Origin of the sequence: Myroides sp. C4067 (genome assembly GCF_038039665.1) — a bacterium.
Lineage (GTDB): Bacteria > Bacteroidota > Bacteroidia > Flavobacteriales > Flavobacteriaceae > Flavobacterium > Flavobacterium odoratimimum.
The window spans coordinates 212694-228660 of record NZ_JBBPHJ010000001.1 but is presented as its reverse complement, the minus strand read 5'-3'; the positions used below and the strand labels follow the sequence as shown (position 1 = coordinate 228660).

Genomic DNA, 15967 nt, shown 5'->3' with positions numbered 1-15967 from the left:
TGCATAAAAATCATTAAAAATAATATTGGCATGTATTTATCAAAAGAGAAAAAAGCTGAGATCTTCGCACAACACGGTGGAGCTGCAGCTAACACTGGATCTGCTGAAGGACAAATCGCTTTGTTCACATACAGAATCACGCATTTAACTGAGCACTTGAAAAAAAATCGTAAAGATTATAATACAGAGCGTTCATTAGTTCTTTTAGTAGGTAAAAGAAGAAGACTTCTTGACTACTTAAAGAATACAGAAATTAACAGATATCGTGAGATTATCAAAGTATTGGGTATTAGAAAATAATCAATATAGAGAAGAGGTGCCTTTGTGCGCCTCTTTTTCTTTTTAGCCTTTTTGCAGAAAAAGACTGGTTTTTCATTGGGTTTCATACAACTACACAACAACACACACAACACAACACACAATTATTAATGTCTCTCTTCGGAGAGACAGAAACCCTAAAGTATTAATTTATTATGATTCCTAAGGTAACTAAAGAGATTATCGATTTAGGAGATGGCCGTAGCATCTCGATCGAAACTGGGAAATTAGCGAAACAAGCAGATGGTTCTGTAGTTGTTCGTATGGGAGACTGTATGCTTTTAGCTACAGCTGTATCAGCGAGAACTGCTAACCCTGGTGTAGACTTCCTTCCTTTAACTGTAGATTACAGAGAAAAATTTTCTGCTGCTGGACGTTTTCCAGGAGGCTTTTTTAAACGTGAAGCTCGTCCGAGTGATCAAGAGGTGTTAACAATGCGTTTAGTAGACCGTTGTTTACGTCCATTGTTCCCAGATGACTATCACGCAGAAACACAAGTTATGATTCAATTAATGTCTCATGACGAAAATGTAATGCCTGATGCATTAGCTGGATTAGCTGCTTCTGCAGCATTAGCAGTATCAGATATTCCATTCTATAATTCTATTTCTGAGGTAAGAGTTGCTCGCGTTGATGGGCAGTTCATCATCAATCCATCTAGAGAACAACTAGACGCGTCTGATCTTGATATGATGATCGGTGCATCTAAAGACTCTGTATGTATGGTGGAGGGTGAGATGAAAGAAATCTCAGAACAAGAAATGATTGATGCAATTAAGTTTGCTCATGAGGCGATTAAACTTCAGATCGAAGCTCAAGAGAAGATGCGTGCTGCATTAGGACTTACTTACCGTGAGTACGAACCAGAAGCAACTGATGAAGAGGTGGAGAAAATCGTACATGATGCAGCATATGCTAAATTGTATGAAATAGCTTCTCATGCTAGTGCTAAATCTGAGCGTGGAGAGAAATTCGCTGAGGTGTATGAAGAAGTTAAAGCTTTATTCTCTGAAGAAGATTTAGAAGAGAAAGCTGAACTAATCAGTACATACTTTAAGAAAACTCAAAAAGAGGCTGTACGTAACCTTATTTTAGATCAAAACATTCGTCTTGATGGTCGTAAGACTACTGAGATTCGTCCTATCTGGAGTGAAGTAGATTACTTACCTTCAGTGCATGGGTCTTCTATCTTTACACGTGGTGAAACGCAAGCGTTAGCTACTGTAACACTTGGTACATCAAGAGATGCGAATATTATCGACTTACCAAGTGAGCAAGGTGAAGAGAAGTTCTACTTACATTATAACTTCCCTCCATTCTCTACAGGTGAGGCAAAACCATTAAGAGGTACTTCTCGTAGAGAGGTAGGTCATGGTAACTTAGCACAACGTGCTTTGAAAAACATGATCCCTGCAGATTGTCCTTATACTATTCGTTTAGTATCTGAGGTATTAGAGTCTAACGGTTCTTCTTCTATGGCTACTGTATGTGCTGGTACTCTAGCATTAATGGATGCAGGTATTCAAATTGAAAAACCAGTTTCAGGTATTGCAATGGGACTTATCTCTGATGCAAAAACTGGACGTTGGGCTGTATTGTCTGATATCTTAGGTGATGAGGATCACTTAGGAGATATGGACTTTAAAGTTACTGGTACTAAAGATGGTATCACTGCATGTCAAATGGATATTAAGATCGAAGGATTAGCTTATGATATCATGGAGCAAGCGTTAAAACAAGCTCATGATGGTCGTATGCATATCTTAGGATTATTACAAGAGACTATCGCTGTGCCTAATCCTACTGTTAAACCTAAAGCTCCTAAGATTGTTACTGTTACAATTCCTAAAGATTTTATCGGTGCAGTTATCGGACCAGGTGGTAAAAATATCCAAGCGCTTCAAGCAGAAACTGGTACTACTATCGTTATTAACGAAGAAGGTGATTATGGTATCATCGAAGTATTAGGTACTGATCAAGCAGGTATGGATAGAGCATTAGCTGCTATTAGTAATACTACTTTCTCTCCAGTAGAAGGTGAGACTTACCATGTTAAAGTGGTTAAGATGCTTGACTTCGGTGCAGTAGTAGAATTTGTACCAGGTAAAGAAACTTTACTTCACGTATCTGAATTAGATTGGAAACGTATTGAGAATGTATCTGACGTTCTTAAAATGGGAGATGAATTAGATGTTAAGTATTTAGGTATAGACCCTAAAACTAAAAAAGCTAAAGTATCTCGTAAAGCTTTAATGCCACGTCCTCCTAGAGAAGAGAAAAAAGACGCGGCTCCAAAACAAGAAAATAAATAAGAGTAATTCTTTTTATTATATAAAGGACATCTAGTAATAGGTGTCCTTTTTTTGTATTCATTTTTATGAGATAGCTAGTCTGTGGGGGACTATATTAGATATATGTTAGTATATTCCGCTTCTTATTTTCATATCTATATTGTAAATTGCTGATTATTGTCATTGTGACAGTTGTGTTTTTGCGTTTAATAATGGTGTTTTTTGGTTAAGTCATTAATTTGTATTATATTAGCAATTAACGTTAATAGGGGGTGGCGTGCTTATATATTTCTAGCACGTGTATTCAACTCCTATCCAAATTCAAGTTTGATATACTTGACCTTATTTTCAGCATATAATTATGCTGCCTAATGTACATCGCTTATTAGATGTATCTATTATAGAATACGAACATGTGGTATTCTATCTCGGCTGAGCAATCAGTGATAATCATTTTATTAATTTCTTCACTTTATAGTGAGGACAAATTCGTTATGTAGTTATGTTAAATTTAAAAGTTGGAATTATTGGTGCTGGTCCGAGTGGATTAGCCATGTTACGTGCGTTCGAGTCAGAACAAAAAAAAGGTAACCCTATTCCAGAGATTAAATGTTATGAAAAACAAGATAATTGGGGAGGAATGTGGAACTATACTTGGCGTACAGGTGTAGGAAAATATGGTGAACCAATACACGGGAGTATGTATAAATACTTATGGTCTAATGGGCCTAAAGAATGTTTAGAGTTCTCTGATTATACATTTATGGAGCACTTTAAACAACCTATATCTTCATACCCACCGAGAGAGGTTTTATTCGATTATATACAAGGGCGTATTAAGCAGAGTAATGCAAGAGATTTTATCAAGTTTAATACTGTGGCTAGATGGGTAGATTACCTAGAAGATAAGAAGCAGTTTAGAGTTATATTCGATGACTTAGTAAAGAATGAAACTTTTGAGGAGTACTTCGATTACTTAGTTGTGGGAACGGGACACTTCTCAACGCCAAATATGCCTTATTTTAAGGGAATAGATAGTTTTCCTGGAACAGTGATGCATGCGCACGATTTTAGAGGTGCAGATCAGTTTATAGATAAAGATATTTTGTTAATAGGAAGTAGTTATTCTGCTGAGGATATCGGTGTACAATGTTTTAAACACGGTAGTAGATCAGTTACTATTTCGTATAGAACCAATCCTATTGGGGCTAAATGGCCTAAGGGGATTGAGGAGAAACCCATTGTAACCCATTTCGAGGATAATGTGGCTCACTTTAAAGATGGCTCTAAGAAGGAATATGACGCAGTAATTCTGTGTACGGGGTACCAACATAAGTTCCCGTTCTTGCCAGATAATTTAAGGTTAAAGACAAAGAATAATTTATATCCAGATAATCTGTACAAAGGAGTTGTGTTCAATGAGAATGAGCGACTAATCTTTTTAGGAATGCAAGATCAATATTATACGTTCAATATGTTCGATACGCAAGCTTGGTTTGCTAGAGATTATATGTTAGGACGTATCGCTTTACCTAATAAAGAAACTAGGGATAAGGATATCGCTAAGTGGGTAGAACTAGAAAAAGCGTCTGTAACAGGAGAGGAGCATGTAGACTTCCAGACTGATTATATCAAAGAATTGATAGAGATGACAGATTATCCTACATTTGATCTAGATAGAGTGGCAGAGATGTTTAAAAGTTGGTTAAATGATAAAGAAACTAATATTCTAAATTATAGAGATAAAGTATATACTTCTGTGATGACAGGTGTCACTGCAGAAGAGCATCATACACCATGGATGAAGGAGTTAGATGATAGCTTAGAAAGGTATCTGGATGAGGTAGAGGTAGATGAGTTAGAATTAAGTAAAGAGAATTACTACTAAGATAAAAGAGTTATATTTTTTATAAAATAAAGTTAGCGCTACAGGATTTTGATTTTGTGGCGCTTTTTTTGTGTAGGTAATATGAGGTTAAAAAATATTTTTAAAAATGTTGTAACCTTTTAGTAATAGTGTACGTATAACTAATGTGTGAAGAGCACATCATAGCAAAAATAAGGATAGAAATAATATGAGACAACTTAAAATTACCAAGCAGGTAACGAATCGTGAGACCGCTTCTCTAGATAAGTACTTGCAAGAAATTGGTAAAGTAGATTTAATTACTGCGGATGAGGAAGTAGAGTTAGCGCAACGAATCAAAGCAGGAGATCAAAGAGCACTAGAGAAATTAACGAAAGCAAACTTACGTTTCGTAGTATCGGTGGCAAAGCAATATCAAAACCAAGGATTGACATTACCCGATTTAATTAATGAAGGAAACTTAGGTCTGATCAAAGCTGCACAGCGTTTTGATGAGACACGAGGATTCAAATTCATTTCTTATGCAGTATGGTGGATTCGTCAGTCGATTTTATCAGCTTTAGCAGAACAATCTCGTATCGTACGTTTACCATTGAATAAGATCGGTTCTATTAATAAAATTAATAAGATGTATGCTTTATTAGAGCAATCTAATGAACGTCCACCTTCAGCAGAAGAAATCGCTGTAGAACTTGATATGACTGTAAATGATGTAAAAGAGAGTATGAAAAACTCTGGTCGTCATTTATCAATGGATGCTCCGTTAGTAGAAGGAGAAGATTCTAACTTATACGATGTATTGCGTTCAGGTGAGTCTCCTAATCCAGATAGAGAGCTTATTCATGAGTCTCTTAGAACTGAAATCGAGAGAGCATTAGAGACTTTGACTCCTAGAGAAGCTGACGTTGTACGTTTATACTTCGGTTTAGGTGATCAACATCCTATGACATTAGAAGAAATAGGAGAAACATTCGATCTTACTAGAGAGCGTGTTAGACAGATTAAAGAGAAAGCTATTCGTAGATTAAAACATACGTCTAGAAGTAAAATTCTTAAGACATACTTAGGATAATATAGATTAGAAGCGTTACTATTTAGGTAACGCTTTTTTTTATACCTTAGGTTAGCGTATATTTGTATTGTGAGAAAGTTTTTGTTTATAATCATATCCTTATTAGTATTTAGACCAGTAGTGCCGTTGGTAGACTACCTGGTAGACTATGATTATATCGCTACTTTTTTATGTGTGAATCAAGACAAGCCTGAGATGCATTGTAATGGACAGTGTTATCTAATGCAAGAATTAGCTAAGATAGCTAAGGAAGAACAAAAGAAAGATGCTGTTAAGCAGGTATATACTATTGCTTTTGTTTTGATGTATGTTGATTATAAATCTGAACTACCTACTCCTAATTTTGATATAAAAGGAGTACATAAGGTTTATGATAGATATAATAATTTGTATTCCTCTTTATTTAGCCGTCAGGATCTACGTCCTCCCCTCGTTTAATTAGTATTTATAATGTGATTATTTGATCGTCTATCTATAGTAGTGCGGTCAGTGAGCTTATGTATAATATTAATTAAAGATTCTTATGTCTACTAAGATTATAAAATCCTTTCCAATCAGTTATTTTACACAGGATCAGTCTTCATTTTTTATTAAGTCAATAAGTGTCTTAGGCAATGCTTATCCTTTATTAAAAGATAGTTTTAGGGCTAACTTTTACATGATTGCCTTTGTGTATAGGGGAAACTATTCTATTAAGATTAATGGGATTGATTATGTCGATTATCAGTCAAGTGTTTACTTTATTAAACCAGGTGATGTTGTACAGATGCAGTTCAATACTGAATGTACAGGTGTATTCATCGGTTTTGAGGATTCTTTCTTTTCTCAACGCTATCATGAGAATATCTTGCGTTATTTTGATTTCTTTCAATTAGATAGTGCCTCTCAGCAGATAGTGAGTGAGAGTGTGCGTACTAAGGTTGTGTTATTGGTGGATATGATGCTGGGTGAGTACAGTACAGATAGAGTATATCGAATGAAGGTTTTACGCTCTTACTTAAATATATTGCTATGTGAGTTACAGAGTGTTGATGAAGGTGATCAGCATTTTTCGATAGAGTATAATAAGGCTGGTTATAACGATCGTATTCTCGCTTTTATGGATTTGGTCGAAGTTCACTTTAAAGAGGCTAAAACACCTTCTTTTTACGCCGAGAAGCTATGTGTGACTCCTAACTATCTCAATAAACTTTGCAAACAAGAGCGAGGGATAACTGCAGGACAATTAGTTCGTCAACGCATTGTGGTAGAAGCAAAGAGATTGTTGCAGTTTAGCACATTTAATGTCAATGAGATTGCGCAGGAATTGTGCTTTGATAGTACGTCTTACTTTGTTACATTCTTTAAAAAACAAGAAGGGATTACACCAGATCATTACCGCAAGTCATTTTCTTGAATAAAAGGTAGTTCCTAGTTAGAGCACATGAGCATATCCTTCAGGAGGAGTAGATGACGCTTGAATATAGGTATAAAAAAACGAGACTATTAAGTCTCGTTTTTTATTTCTTAGTGTTGGTACACTACATATTTTGTATCACCTTCAGTTTCTACTTTAGTAAGATTGTGAGAAGAAAGTCCTTTCATTGCTTTATCCCATTTCTTACCACTTAAAGCAGCTTGTTCTTTTAAAGAACCCAACTCCACTTTATTGTCATTGTTTTCTAATATCTGAATAATGATTTTCTCTTCATCTGATAACTCTATTGAAGGAGCTGTTTTCTCTGGTCTCATTTGAGGGAAGAATAACACCTCTTGGATAGAAGGATTATTGGTTAAGAACATGATTAAACGGTCCATACCGATACCTAATCCTGATGTAGGAGGCATACCATACTCTAAGGCACGTAAGAAGTCTTGGTCGATAAACATCGCTTCATCATCTCCACGATCAGCTAAAGCCATTTGTGCTTCGAAGCGCTCTCTTTGGTCGATAGGGTCATTAAGCTCAGAGTAAGCATTCGCAATCTCTTTACCACAAACCATTAGCTCAAAACGCTCTGTCAATTCTGGATTATCTCTATGAGCTTTTGTCAATGGAGACATTTCTTTTGGATAGTCAGTAATGTATGTTGGTTGGATATAGTTTCCTTCACATTTCTCTCCAAAGATTTCGTCGATAAGTTTTCCTTTACCCATTGTTTCATCTACTGGAATACCCATGCCTAAAGCAGCTTGACGAATCTCATCTTCTGATTTACCAGTGATATCAAATCCTGTAAACTCTTTAATAGAGTCAGCCATCGTGATACGTTTGTAAGGAGCTTTAAAGTCGATTTCGTGTTCTCCGAAAGTAGCTTTAGTAGTTCCATTAACAGCGATAGCACAGAATTCTAATAAACGCTCTGTAAACTCCATCATCCAGTTATAGTCTTTATAAGCTACATAGATCTCCATAGCAGTAAACTCAGGGTTATGTGTTCTGTCCATACCTTCGTTACGGAAGTTTTTAGAGAACTCATACACACCATCAAAACCACCAACGATTAAACGTTTTAAGTACAATTCATTAGCAATTCTCAAGTATAGAGGAATGTCTAATGCATTGTGGTGAGTGATGAATGGACGAGCAGAAGCTCCACCAGGGATAGACTGTAATATAGGAGTTTCTACTTCCATATAACCAGCTTCGTTGAAGAACTGACGCATAGCGTTGAATAACTTCGTACGTTTAATGAAGATATCTTTATTTATTGGATTTACCACTAAATCAACATAACGCATTCTGTAACGCAATTCTGGATCTGTAAAAGCGTCAAATGTATTTCCTTCTGCATCCGTTTTTGGTAATGGAAGTGGTCGTAAAGATTTACTTAATAGTTGTAATCCTTGTACACGTACTGTTTTTTCTCCTACTTGTGTAGTGAATAACTCTCCTTCGATACCAACGAAGTCACCTAAGTCAATAAGTTTTTTGTAAATCTCATTGTAAAGAGTCTTGTCCTCTCCTGGGCATAACTCATCACGATTGATATATAACTGAATCTTTCCTTCGCTATCTTGAATAGTTGCAAAAGAAGCTTTTCCTTGAATTCTTGAAGACATTAATCTACCAGCCACGATAACCTTCTTACCTTCTTCAAAATCGTTCTTTATCTCCTTCGATGTATGGTCTACTGGAAATAGATTAGCAGGATAGGGATTCACACCAAGCTCTTGTAACTTGCTCAGCTTTTCTCTTCTGATGATTTCTTGTTCTGAAAGTTGCATAATAACTGTAAATTAATTTAAAAGGCAAATATAGTTAATCTTTGAAAATGCGACAATTAGTATTCGCTATAAAACGACTTAATTTGCAATACTTTGTAATAAAACGAGGTAGGTCTCATCATTTTAACTTCATTAACGAGGGAGTTGACTAAAAAATGCCGAAATTTGTATCAGACAAAATTATTTAGCTATGAGTTTAGGAAGAGTATTATTATCTATTTTTTTACCACCTTTAGCCGTTTTAGACAAGGGATGTGGATCTATTTTGATAGTGACACTGTTGACTATCGCAGGTTGGGTACCAGGGGTTATTGCGGCATTAGTCATACTAAATAATCCTAAATACAATAAATAACAAACAACACAATGAATAAACAAGTAAAGCTTATTGATTTAGGCGAGAAAGATTATAAAGATACTTGGGATTACCAAGAAGAGATATTCCAATCTATTTTAGATGTCAAAATTAGAAATAGAAGAGAAGAGCGTACAGATGATACAGATAACTATTTACTATTCGTAGAACATCCACATGTTTACACATTAGGAAAAAGTGGAGATGTGCACAATATGCTTTTAAACGATGAACAGTTAAAGGCAAAAGGTGCTACATTCTATAAGATTAATAGAGGAGGTGACATTACTTATCACGGACCTGGTCAGGTAGTAGGATATCCTATCTTAGACTTAGAGAACTTCTTTACAGATATACATAAGTATTTGCGTTTATTAGAAGAGACTATCATTTTAGTTTTAAAAGATTACGGAATAGAGTCTGGTAGAAGTGAAGGAGAGACAGGAGTATGGTTAGGAGTAGGAACACCTTTTGCACGTAAGATATGTGCGATGGGGGTAAGAGCCTCTCGTTGGGTGACGATGCACGGTTTTGCCTTAAACGTAAACTCGGACTTAGGTTACTTTGATAATATTATCCCTTGTGGTATTCGTGGTAAAGGAGTTACTTCTTTGAATGTAGAACTAGGTGTAGAGCAAGTAGATGAAGATGAGGTAAGAGCTAAGATTATCCAATATTTCTCAGAATTATTCGAAGCAGAAGTTATTGAACAATAAGCAATATACGTCCCAAGAGCCTTCGCTGTTGGGATTTTTTTTATCTTTGTACAAACAACACAATTATATGAAAAATACGATTATAGCACCTTCAGTATTAGCAGCAGACTTTGCTAATCTTCAGAGAGATATTGAAATGGTGAACAACAGTCAGGCAGATTGGTTCCATATTGACATTATGGATGGAGTATTTGTGCCAAATATTTCTTTTGGAATGCCAGTATTAGCTGCTATTAATAAGCATGCTAAGAAGACATTAGACGTTCACTTAATGATAGTAGACCCTGATCGTTATATTAAGACGTTTAAGGAGCTAGGAGCAGATATCTTGACTGTGCATTATGAAGCGTGTACACACCTACACCGTACAGTACAAGCTATTAAAGCTGAAGGTATGAAAGCTGGAGTAGCACTTAATCCACATACACCTGTAAGTGTATTAGAAGACATTATTCAAGACTTAGATCTAGTACTTATCATGAGTGTTAATCCTGGTTTTGGAGGACAGAGCTTTATTGAGAACACGTATGAAAAAGTGCGTAAACTAAAAGCAATGATAGAGGCTAAAGGAGCGAAGGTAATGATAGAGATAGATGGAGGAGTTAATAATAAAAATGCAAAAGCTTTAGTAGATGCTGGAGTAGATGCATTAGTAGCAGGTAACTTTGTGTTCAGTGCTGCTGATCCTATCGCAACTATTGCAGACTTAAAAGAAATTACTTCTAAGTAAGAAGTTTAATTAAGAGATATAAAAAAGGCTTAGTGTACTGAATACACTAAGCCTTTTTTTGTTATTATTGGTAAGGTAAAAAATAAGAGGCTGTCTTTTTGGACAGCCTCTTATATAATATTGAAATAAGATAAGGTATTACATCATACCTGGCATACCACCACCCATAGGCATAGCAGCAGCGCTGTCATCTTTAATGTCTACTAATGCACACTCAGTGATTAAGATCATACCAGCTACAGAAGCAGCATTTTCTAAAGCTACTCTAGTTACTTTCTTAGGATCGATTACACCAGCGTTAAGCATATCTACATACTCGTTCGTTTTAGCATTGTATCCGAAGTTTTCTTTTCCTTCTAATACTTTAGAAACAACTACAGAACCTTCTAATCCAGCATTCTCAACAATAGTTCTCAATGGAGCTTCTACTGCTTTAGCAATGATAGCGATACCTGTTTCTTCGTCAGCATTCTCAGCTTTAATGTCAACTAAAGTATTTTTAGCTCTTAATAAAGCTACACCACCACCAGCTACGATACCTTCTTCTACAGCAGCTCTAGTAGCGTGAAGAGCGTCATCTACGCGATCTTTCTTCTCTTTCATCTCTACTTCAGATGGAGCACCTACGTATAATACAGCTACACCACCAGCTAACTTAGCTAAGCGCTCTTGTAACTTCTCTCTGTCATAGTCAGAAGTAGTAGTTTCCATTTGAGCTTTGATTTGGTTGATTCTGTTTTTGATCATTTCAGCCTCACCATCACCACTAACGATAGTCGTATTATCTTTATCGATGCTAACTCTCTTACAAGTACCTAGCATTTCTAAAGTAGTATTCTCTAATGTATACCCTTGCTCTTCAGAGATAACCACACCACCTGTTAAGATAGCGATATCTTCTAACATAGCTTTTCTTCTATCTCCGAATCCAGGAGCTTTAACAGCAGCGATTTTTAACGCTCCTCTTAATTTGTTTACTACTAATGTAGATAACGCCTCTCCATCCACATCTTCAGCGATGATTAATAGAGGTTTTCCTGATTGAGCGATTGGCTCTAATACTGGTAAAAGTTCTTTAAGAGAAGATACTTTCTTGTCGTATAATAAGATATATGGAGTATCTAATTCTACTTCCATTTTCTCAGAGTTTGTAACGAAGTATGGAGATAAGTACCCTCTGTCAAACTGCATTCCTTCTACTACATCTACATAAGTCTCAGTTCCTTTAGCTTCTTCTACAGTGATAACACCTTCTTTACCTACTTTTTCGAATGCTTGAGCGATTAACTCACCGATGAAGTCATCGTTATTAGCAGAGATAGATGCTACTTGTTTGATTTTATCCATAGAACCACCTACTTCTTGAGATTGTTTTCTCAAGTCTTCTACGATGATTTCTACAGCTTTATCTATACCACGTTTTAAGTCCATTGGGTTTGCACCAGCAGCTACGTTCTTAAGTCCTTCTTTTACGATAGCTTGAGCTAATACAGTAGCAGTAGTCGTACCGTCACCAGCTAAGTCATTCGTTTTAGAAGCAACCTCTTTCACCATCTGAGCACCCATGTTCTCTAATGTGTTCTCTAACTCAACTTCTTTAGCTACAGAAACACCATCTTTAGTTACTGTAGGCGCACCAAATGATTTACCGATGATTACGTTTCTTCCTTTTGGTCCTAATGTTACTTTTACTGCGTTTGCTAAAGCGTCTACTCCGCGTTTTAAACCTTCGCGAGCTTCGATGTCGAATTTAATATCTTTTGCCATTTTATTCTTTTGGATTTAGTTGTTAATGATTCAATTTTAAACGATTGCTAAAATGTCGTCCTCTCTCATGATTAGATAGTCTGTACCTTCTAATTTTAGTTCAGTACCAGCGTATTTACCGTATAGTACAGTATCTCCTACTTTTACTGTCATTTCATGATCTTTAGTACCATTTCCTACAGCTACTACAGTACCTCTTTGTGGTTTTTCTTTTGCTGTATCAGGGATGAATAATCCTGAAGCAGTTTTAGTTTCAGCTGGTAATGGTTCGATAAGAACTCTGTCTGCAAGTGGTTTAATATTTACTGCCATAGTTTTATAGTTTATGAAATTGAATTATTATTTTTAATTATTATAGATAATCAAAAGGCATAAAGTGTGCCAAAGCTAAAAAGTGACAATATAGGCAAAAAAAAATGCCAGCTTGACAGCCGGCATTTCGTGTATTGTTTAAAGCTAAAATTATTCAGCTTGATTTTGAGTCTCTTGAGTTGGAGTAGTCTCTTCTGTTGTCACAGGAGCCTCTTGCGTAGCAGGCGCTTCTGGTGTCAGATTTTGAGTAGGTACTACTGCGTTTGGATCTAATAATTTAGAATCTCCAGCAGCTCCACCACTGAAACTAGTAGATGATAACAGAATTAAGATGATTAATGCTGCACCTAATGTCCAAGTACTTTTATCTAAGAAATCATTTGTGTTTTTAACTCCTCCAGCTACAGTAGACCCACCGAAAGAAGAATCTAATCCTCCACCTTTAGGATTCTGTACCATAATTACTACGATTAGTAAAAAACATACAATTGCGATTAAGATTAAAAATATTGTAAATGTGTTCATGGTGTTAACTATTATGTTGTTGTAACGCTTTTATATCTAATATTTGGTTTGCAAAGAAACTACTTTTTTCTGGATATTTCAAAATTAATATTTCATAAGCTTGTATTGCTTTCTGATATTTCTTTTGTTCTAAGTATATTTTTGCCAACGTTTCTGTCATTAAACTACTGTTCTCTTGTACCGAAGTGTCAATGTTTGCAGGGGTTACGGTTGGTTTCTTAGTAGGAACTATCTTGGGGTTAGTTTCTATAAATTTATCTATTAATTCTATTTTTTTTTGTTTTTCGATATCTGATTTTTGTTCTAAATCTGTTAAAATAGAATCATTTTCTCTGTCTATCGGCTTTATTTTAGATAATTGTAACCACTCTTGGAAAGACAATTTCTCGTTTTCTGAGAAGTTTAATGGTTTTCCTATTTCTAATTTCTCTTCTAGCTTTTCTATTTCTTGCTGTACAGTTTCTCTTTCTTCTAGCGTAGTGACGATAGGATCCTCTGTGATGACCTCTACAGGCTCTATAACGACTTCTGTAGGTGTTTCTTCTACAGGATCTTGTATTTCTTCCTTATCGTCTGTCTCGTGGAAGGTGATAGACTGTAGTAAGCTCTTAATAGCCGTAGAGGTTAGCTTAGGTTCTGGAGCCTCTTGTTGAGGTTCTTCTTCTGTTGGTATTTTAGACTCCTCAGCAGCTGTAGGCTCTGTCATGTCTATCACGATAGGAGTATACGTAGCGAACTCTGGAGAAACGATGAAATCAAAAAGAATATCTCTGTCTAGCGTATGTGCAGCAGTCTTCTTTAACTCTAAGTTATATTCTGTACTTTCTTGTACATATAAGCTCTTCAAATAAAGACTTCTCACAGACTGGAAGTACGGATACTTCTCTATGAGTTGCTTTAACTGAGGACTGTCACTCTCTTGGATTTGCTGAGGTTGACGAAGCAATATGTCTAATTCGTTTAGAGTCAAGATATTTATTTTTATATAATTACCACTTAGCTAATGATTCATTGAACACATCCTGTGTGATACGCTCATAGATAGTCTCGATAGCTGTGTTAAGACTAGCCCCTGCTAACTGTACGTTCGCATCATAGTCATAGTAGAATGAGAATCTCTTTTCGAAGTCGTCATCAGGTTTCTTCTTGTTGAAGAAACGCACATTCACAGACACATATAGTCTGTTCTGAGCCGCTCTCTGATCAGCTGTAGCAGTCATCGGACTGATACGGTATTCTACGATTTCTCCCTCATAGACTAAGTCAGCATCAGCATTAGTAAGACTTAAACTAGTTTGGTTTTGGATAAGATCTTGTAAGGACATTGTGAAGGTACGCTCTATACCAGGCTCTACTAAAGGAGCATTGTTCTGGAATGAGTTGACCTGAAATGAACTAGCATCTATCTTACCTGTTCCCGTAAAGTTATAATATTTACAGCTAGTAAAAAATAAAGATATAAATATTAGAGCAAATAATTGTTTGATTCTCATGTCTATAAGTCGTATTGTTTTATTTTTCTATACAATGTTCTCTCTGAGATGTTTAATTCTTTAGCAGCAGCCTTTCTCTTGCCGTTATGTCTCTCTAGTGCTAGTTTGATCAGCTTTATCTCCTGATTTGCTAAGTTTAGAGGTTCATCATCTACTGTCTCTGCTTCTAGATAGTTAGAAGTATCTTCGTCATCATCTACTGTCTCGTGAAAACCTAGATTAGCACTAGGAGATACCGGAGTATCCATCGCGATGATATCTAGATTAGTACTCGGTGGAGCCATCAGTTCTGGTAGCTCAGTCTTCTTCGTGCCATAGATCTTTTGGATAAGAGATTTGTTGGTTTCGGATACTGTCCCTTTATCGTGTTGTAGTAGCTCTAGTGTCAGCTTCTTTAGATCAGTTAAGTCACTCTTCATGTCGAATAGGACTTTGTACAGTATTTCTCGTTCATTGCTGAAGTCAGACTCTGCCTTTGGCCCATTCACGATAGAAGGTAACTGTCTGTCATGGTTAGGTAAATACCCTTGAAGTACAGGTAGAGAAATATCTCTATTGGTCTCTAATACCGATATCTGTTCTGCCACGTTTCTTAACTGACGGATATTACCATTCCAGCTATAGCGCATAAGGTATGCAGCTGCAGCAGGTTCTAGCTTTATCGGAGGCATCTTATATTTATGTGAGAAGTCAGAAGCAAACTTTCTGAACAGTAGATGGATATCTTCACCTCGCTCGCGTAGAGGAGGTAAGGTGATCTCTACTGTACTCAGTCTGTAGTATAGGTCTTCTCTAAACTTGCCCTTATTAATAGCATCCATCATATTGACATTAGTCGCAGCGATGATGCGTATATCTGTTTTTTGGACTTTAGAAGAACCTACTTTTATAAACTCTCCATTCTCTAACACACGCAATAGCCTTACCTGAGTAGTCAGAGGTAGTTCTCCCACTTCATCTAAGAAGATTGTACCGCCATCTGCCTCTTCGAAGTAACCTTCACGAGTGCTTATAGCACCCGTAAAAGCCCCTTTTTCGTGTCCGAATAACTCACTGTCTATCGTCCCTTCTGGGATAGCACCACAGTTCACCGCGATGAACTTACCGTGCTTTCGATGAGACATAGAGTGTATAATCTTAGGAATACTTTCTTTACCCACACCACTCTCTCCAGTGACTAAGACTGAGATATCAGTAGGAGCTACTTGTATAGCTTTTTCCAATGCACGGTTTAGTTTGACATCGTTACCGATAATTTCGAAGCGTTGTTTTATGACTTGAAGGTTTTCCATTCTTATATTTTAAATATTGCTA

16 protein-coding genes are annotated in these 15967 nt (G+C 36.3%); 9 read left to right on the top strand and 7 right to left on the bottom strand.

The features are described 5' to 3' along the window. Positions 1-30: 30 nt before the first annotated feature. From rpsO to AABL87_RS01030, 6 genes are all read left to right on the top strand, one after another. On the top strand, positions 31-300 hold the full coding sequence (rpsO, locus tag AABL87_RS01055; protein ID WP_006259669.1) for a 30S ribosomal protein S15: 270 nt from the start codon (positions 31-33) through the stop codon (positions 298-300). A 173-nt stretch (positions 301-473) separates the two neighbouring features. After that, positions 474-2630: a polyribonucleotide nucleotidyltransferase gene (locus tag AABL87_RS01050; protein WP_058699094.1), complete on the top strand. Its 2157-nt coding sequence runs from the start codon at positions 474-476 to the stop codon at positions 2628-2630. A 481-nt stretch (positions 2631-3111) separates the two neighbouring features. Beyond that, positions 3112-4497, top strand: a complete 1386-nt coding sequence (locus tag AABL87_RS01045; protein WP_341276787.1) for an NAD(P)/FAD-dependent oxidoreductase — start codon at positions 3112-3114, stop codon at positions 4495-4497. Between the two features lie 187 nt (positions 4498-4684). Next, on the top strand, positions 4685-5548 hold the full coding sequence (locus AABL87_RS01040; protein ID WP_002987652.1) for a sigma-70 family RNA polymerase sigma factor: 864 nt from the start codon (positions 4685-4687) through the stop codon (positions 5546-5548). Positions 5549-5617: 69 nt separating this feature from the next. Beyond that, entirely contained in the window at positions 5618-5986 is a 369-nt protein-coding gene (locus AABL87_RS01035) for a hypothetical protein (RefSeq protein WP_006264640.1), read from the top strand. A gap of 85 nt (positions 5987-6071) precedes the next feature. Further along, positions 6072-6944, top strand: a complete 873-nt coding sequence (locus AABL87_RS01030; protein WP_341276786.1) for a helix-turn-helix domain-containing protein — start codon at positions 6072-6074, stop codon at positions 6942-6944. A gap of 110 nt (positions 6945-7054) precedes the next feature. Here AABL87_RS01030 and lysS read toward each other — a convergent pair whose 3' ends face one another. Further along, positions 7055-8755, bottom strand: coding sequence for a lysine--tRNA ligase (gene lysS / locus AABL87_RS01025; protein ID WP_341276785.1), 1701 nt, complete (start codon positions 8753-8755; stop codon positions 7055-7057). A 190-nt stretch (positions 8756-8945) separates the two neighbouring features. On the opposite strand from lysS, the gene AABL87_RS01020 reads away from it, so the two are divergent. The 3 genes from AABL87_RS01020 (at position 8946) to rpe (ending at position 10556) form a co-directional block, all read left to right on the top strand. Next, on the top strand, positions 8946-9110 hold the full coding sequence (locus tag AABL87_RS01020; RefSeq protein ID WP_006259663.1) for a YqaE/Pmp3 family membrane protein: 165 nt from the start codon (positions 8946-8948) through the stop codon (positions 9108-9110). Between the two features lie 11 nt (positions 9111-9121). Beyond that, the gene (lipB, locus tag AABL87_RS01015; RefSeq protein WP_006262179.1) at positions 9122-9826 is read left to right on the top strand and encodes a lipoyl(octanoyl) transferase LipB; all 705 of its coding nucleotides are present in this window, start codon (positions 9122-9124) and stop codon (positions 9824-9826) included. A gap of 67 nt (positions 9827-9893) precedes the next feature. Continuing rightward, positions 9894-10556, top strand: a complete 663-nt coding sequence (gene rpe / locus AABL87_RS01010; protein WP_259637853.1) for a ribulose-phosphate 3-epimerase — start codon at positions 9894-9896, stop codon at positions 10554-10556. 138 nt (positions 10557-10694) lie between these two features. Here the strand turns inward: rpe and groL are convergent, their stop codons facing one another. The 6 genes from groL to AABL87_RS00980 form a co-directional block, all read right to left on the bottom strand. Then, positions 10695-12323 (bottom strand): chaperonin GroEL, encoded by a 1629-nt coding sequence (groL, locus tag AABL87_RS01005; RefSeq protein WP_006259660.1) that lies wholly within the window; start codon positions 12321-12323, stop codon positions 10695-10697. A gap of 36 nt (positions 12324-12359) precedes the next feature. Continuing rightward, positions 12360-12635, bottom strand: a complete 276-nt coding sequence (locus tag AABL87_RS01000) for a co-chaperone GroES (protein ID WP_006259659.1) — start codon at positions 12633-12635, stop codon at positions 12360-12362. Between the two features lie 150 nt (positions 12636-12785). After that, positions 12786-13160, bottom strand: a complete 375-nt coding sequence (secG, locus tag AABL87_RS00995) for a preprotein translocase subunit SecG (protein WP_006259658.1) — start codon at positions 13158-13160, stop codon at positions 12786-12788. Between the two features lie 4 nt (positions 13161-13164). Continuing rightward, positions 13165-14130, bottom strand: coding sequence for a tetratricopeptide repeat protein (locus AABL87_RS00990; protein WP_341276784.1), 966 nt, complete (start codon positions 14128-14130; stop codon positions 13165-13167). Positions 14131-14149: 19 nt separating this feature from the next. Further along, positions 14150-14653 (bottom strand): LptE family protein, encoded by a 504-nt coding sequence (locus AABL87_RS00985; protein WP_006259656.1) that lies wholly within the window; start codon positions 14651-14653, stop codon positions 14150-14152. A 2-nt stretch (positions 14654-14655) separates the two neighbouring features. Then, positions 14656-15945 carry a sigma-54 interaction domain-containing protein gene (locus tag AABL87_RS00980; protein ID WP_006259655.1) on the bottom strand — a complete coding sequence of 430 codons (1290 nt, stop codon included), beginning with the start codon at positions 15943-15945 and terminating at the stop codon, positions 14656-14658. Between the last annotated feature and the right edge of the window lie 22 nt (positions 15946-15967).

Bases quoted from the DNA above. Each gene is read 5' to 3' on its own strand.
- rpsO (WP_006259669.1), top strand. From the start codon at position 31: ATGTATTTATCAAAAGAGAAAAAAGCTGAGATCTTCGCACAACACGGT.
- AABL87_RS01050 (WP_058699094.1), top strand. From the start codon at position 474: ATGATTCCTAAGGTAACTAAAGAGATTATCGATTTAGGAGATGGCCGT.
- AABL87_RS01045 (WP_341276787.1), top strand. From the start codon at position 3,112: ATGTTAAATTTAAAAGTTGGAATTATTGGTGCTGGTCCGAGTGGATTA.
- AABL87_RS01040 (WP_002987652.1), top strand. From the start codon at position 4,685: ATGAGACAACTTAAAATTACCAAGCAGGTAACGAATCGTGAGACCGCT.
- AABL87_RS01030 (WP_341276786.1), top strand. From the start codon at position 6,072: ATGTCTACTAAGATTATAAAATCCTTTCCAATCAGTTATTTTACACAG.
- lysS (WP_341276785.1), bottom strand. From the start codon at position 8,755: ATGCAACTTTCAGAACAAGAAATCATCAGAAGAGAAAAGCTGAGCAAG.
- AABL87_RS01020 (WP_006259663.1), top strand. From the start codon at position 8,946: ATGAGTTTAGGAAGAGTATTATTATCTATTTTTTTACCACCTTTAGCC.
- lipB (WP_006262179.1), top strand. From the start codon at position 9,122: ATGAATAAACAAGTAAAGCTTATTGATTTAGGCGAGAAAGATTATAAA.
- rpe (WP_259637853.1), top strand. From the start codon at position 9,894: ATGAAAAATACGATTATAGCACCTTCAGTATTAGCAGCAGACTTTGCT.
- groL (WP_006259660.1), bottom strand. From the start codon at position 12,323: ATGGCAAAAGATATTAAATTCGACATCGAAGCTCGCGAAGGTTTAAAA.
- AABL87_RS01000 (WP_006259659.1), bottom strand. From the start codon at position 12,635: ATGGCAGTAAATATTAAACCACTTGCAGACAGAGTTCTTATCGAACCA.
- secG (WP_006259658.1), bottom strand. From the start codon at position 13,160: ATGAACACATTTACAATATTTTTAATCTTAATCGCAATTGTATGTTTT.
- AABL87_RS00985 (WP_006259656.1), bottom strand. From the start codon at position 14,653: ATGAGAATCAAACAATTATTTGCTCTAATATTTATATCTTTATTTTTT.
- AABL87_RS00980 (WP_006259655.1), bottom strand. From the start codon at position 15,945: ATGGAAAACCTTCAAGTCATAAAACAACGCTTCGAAATTATCGGTAAC.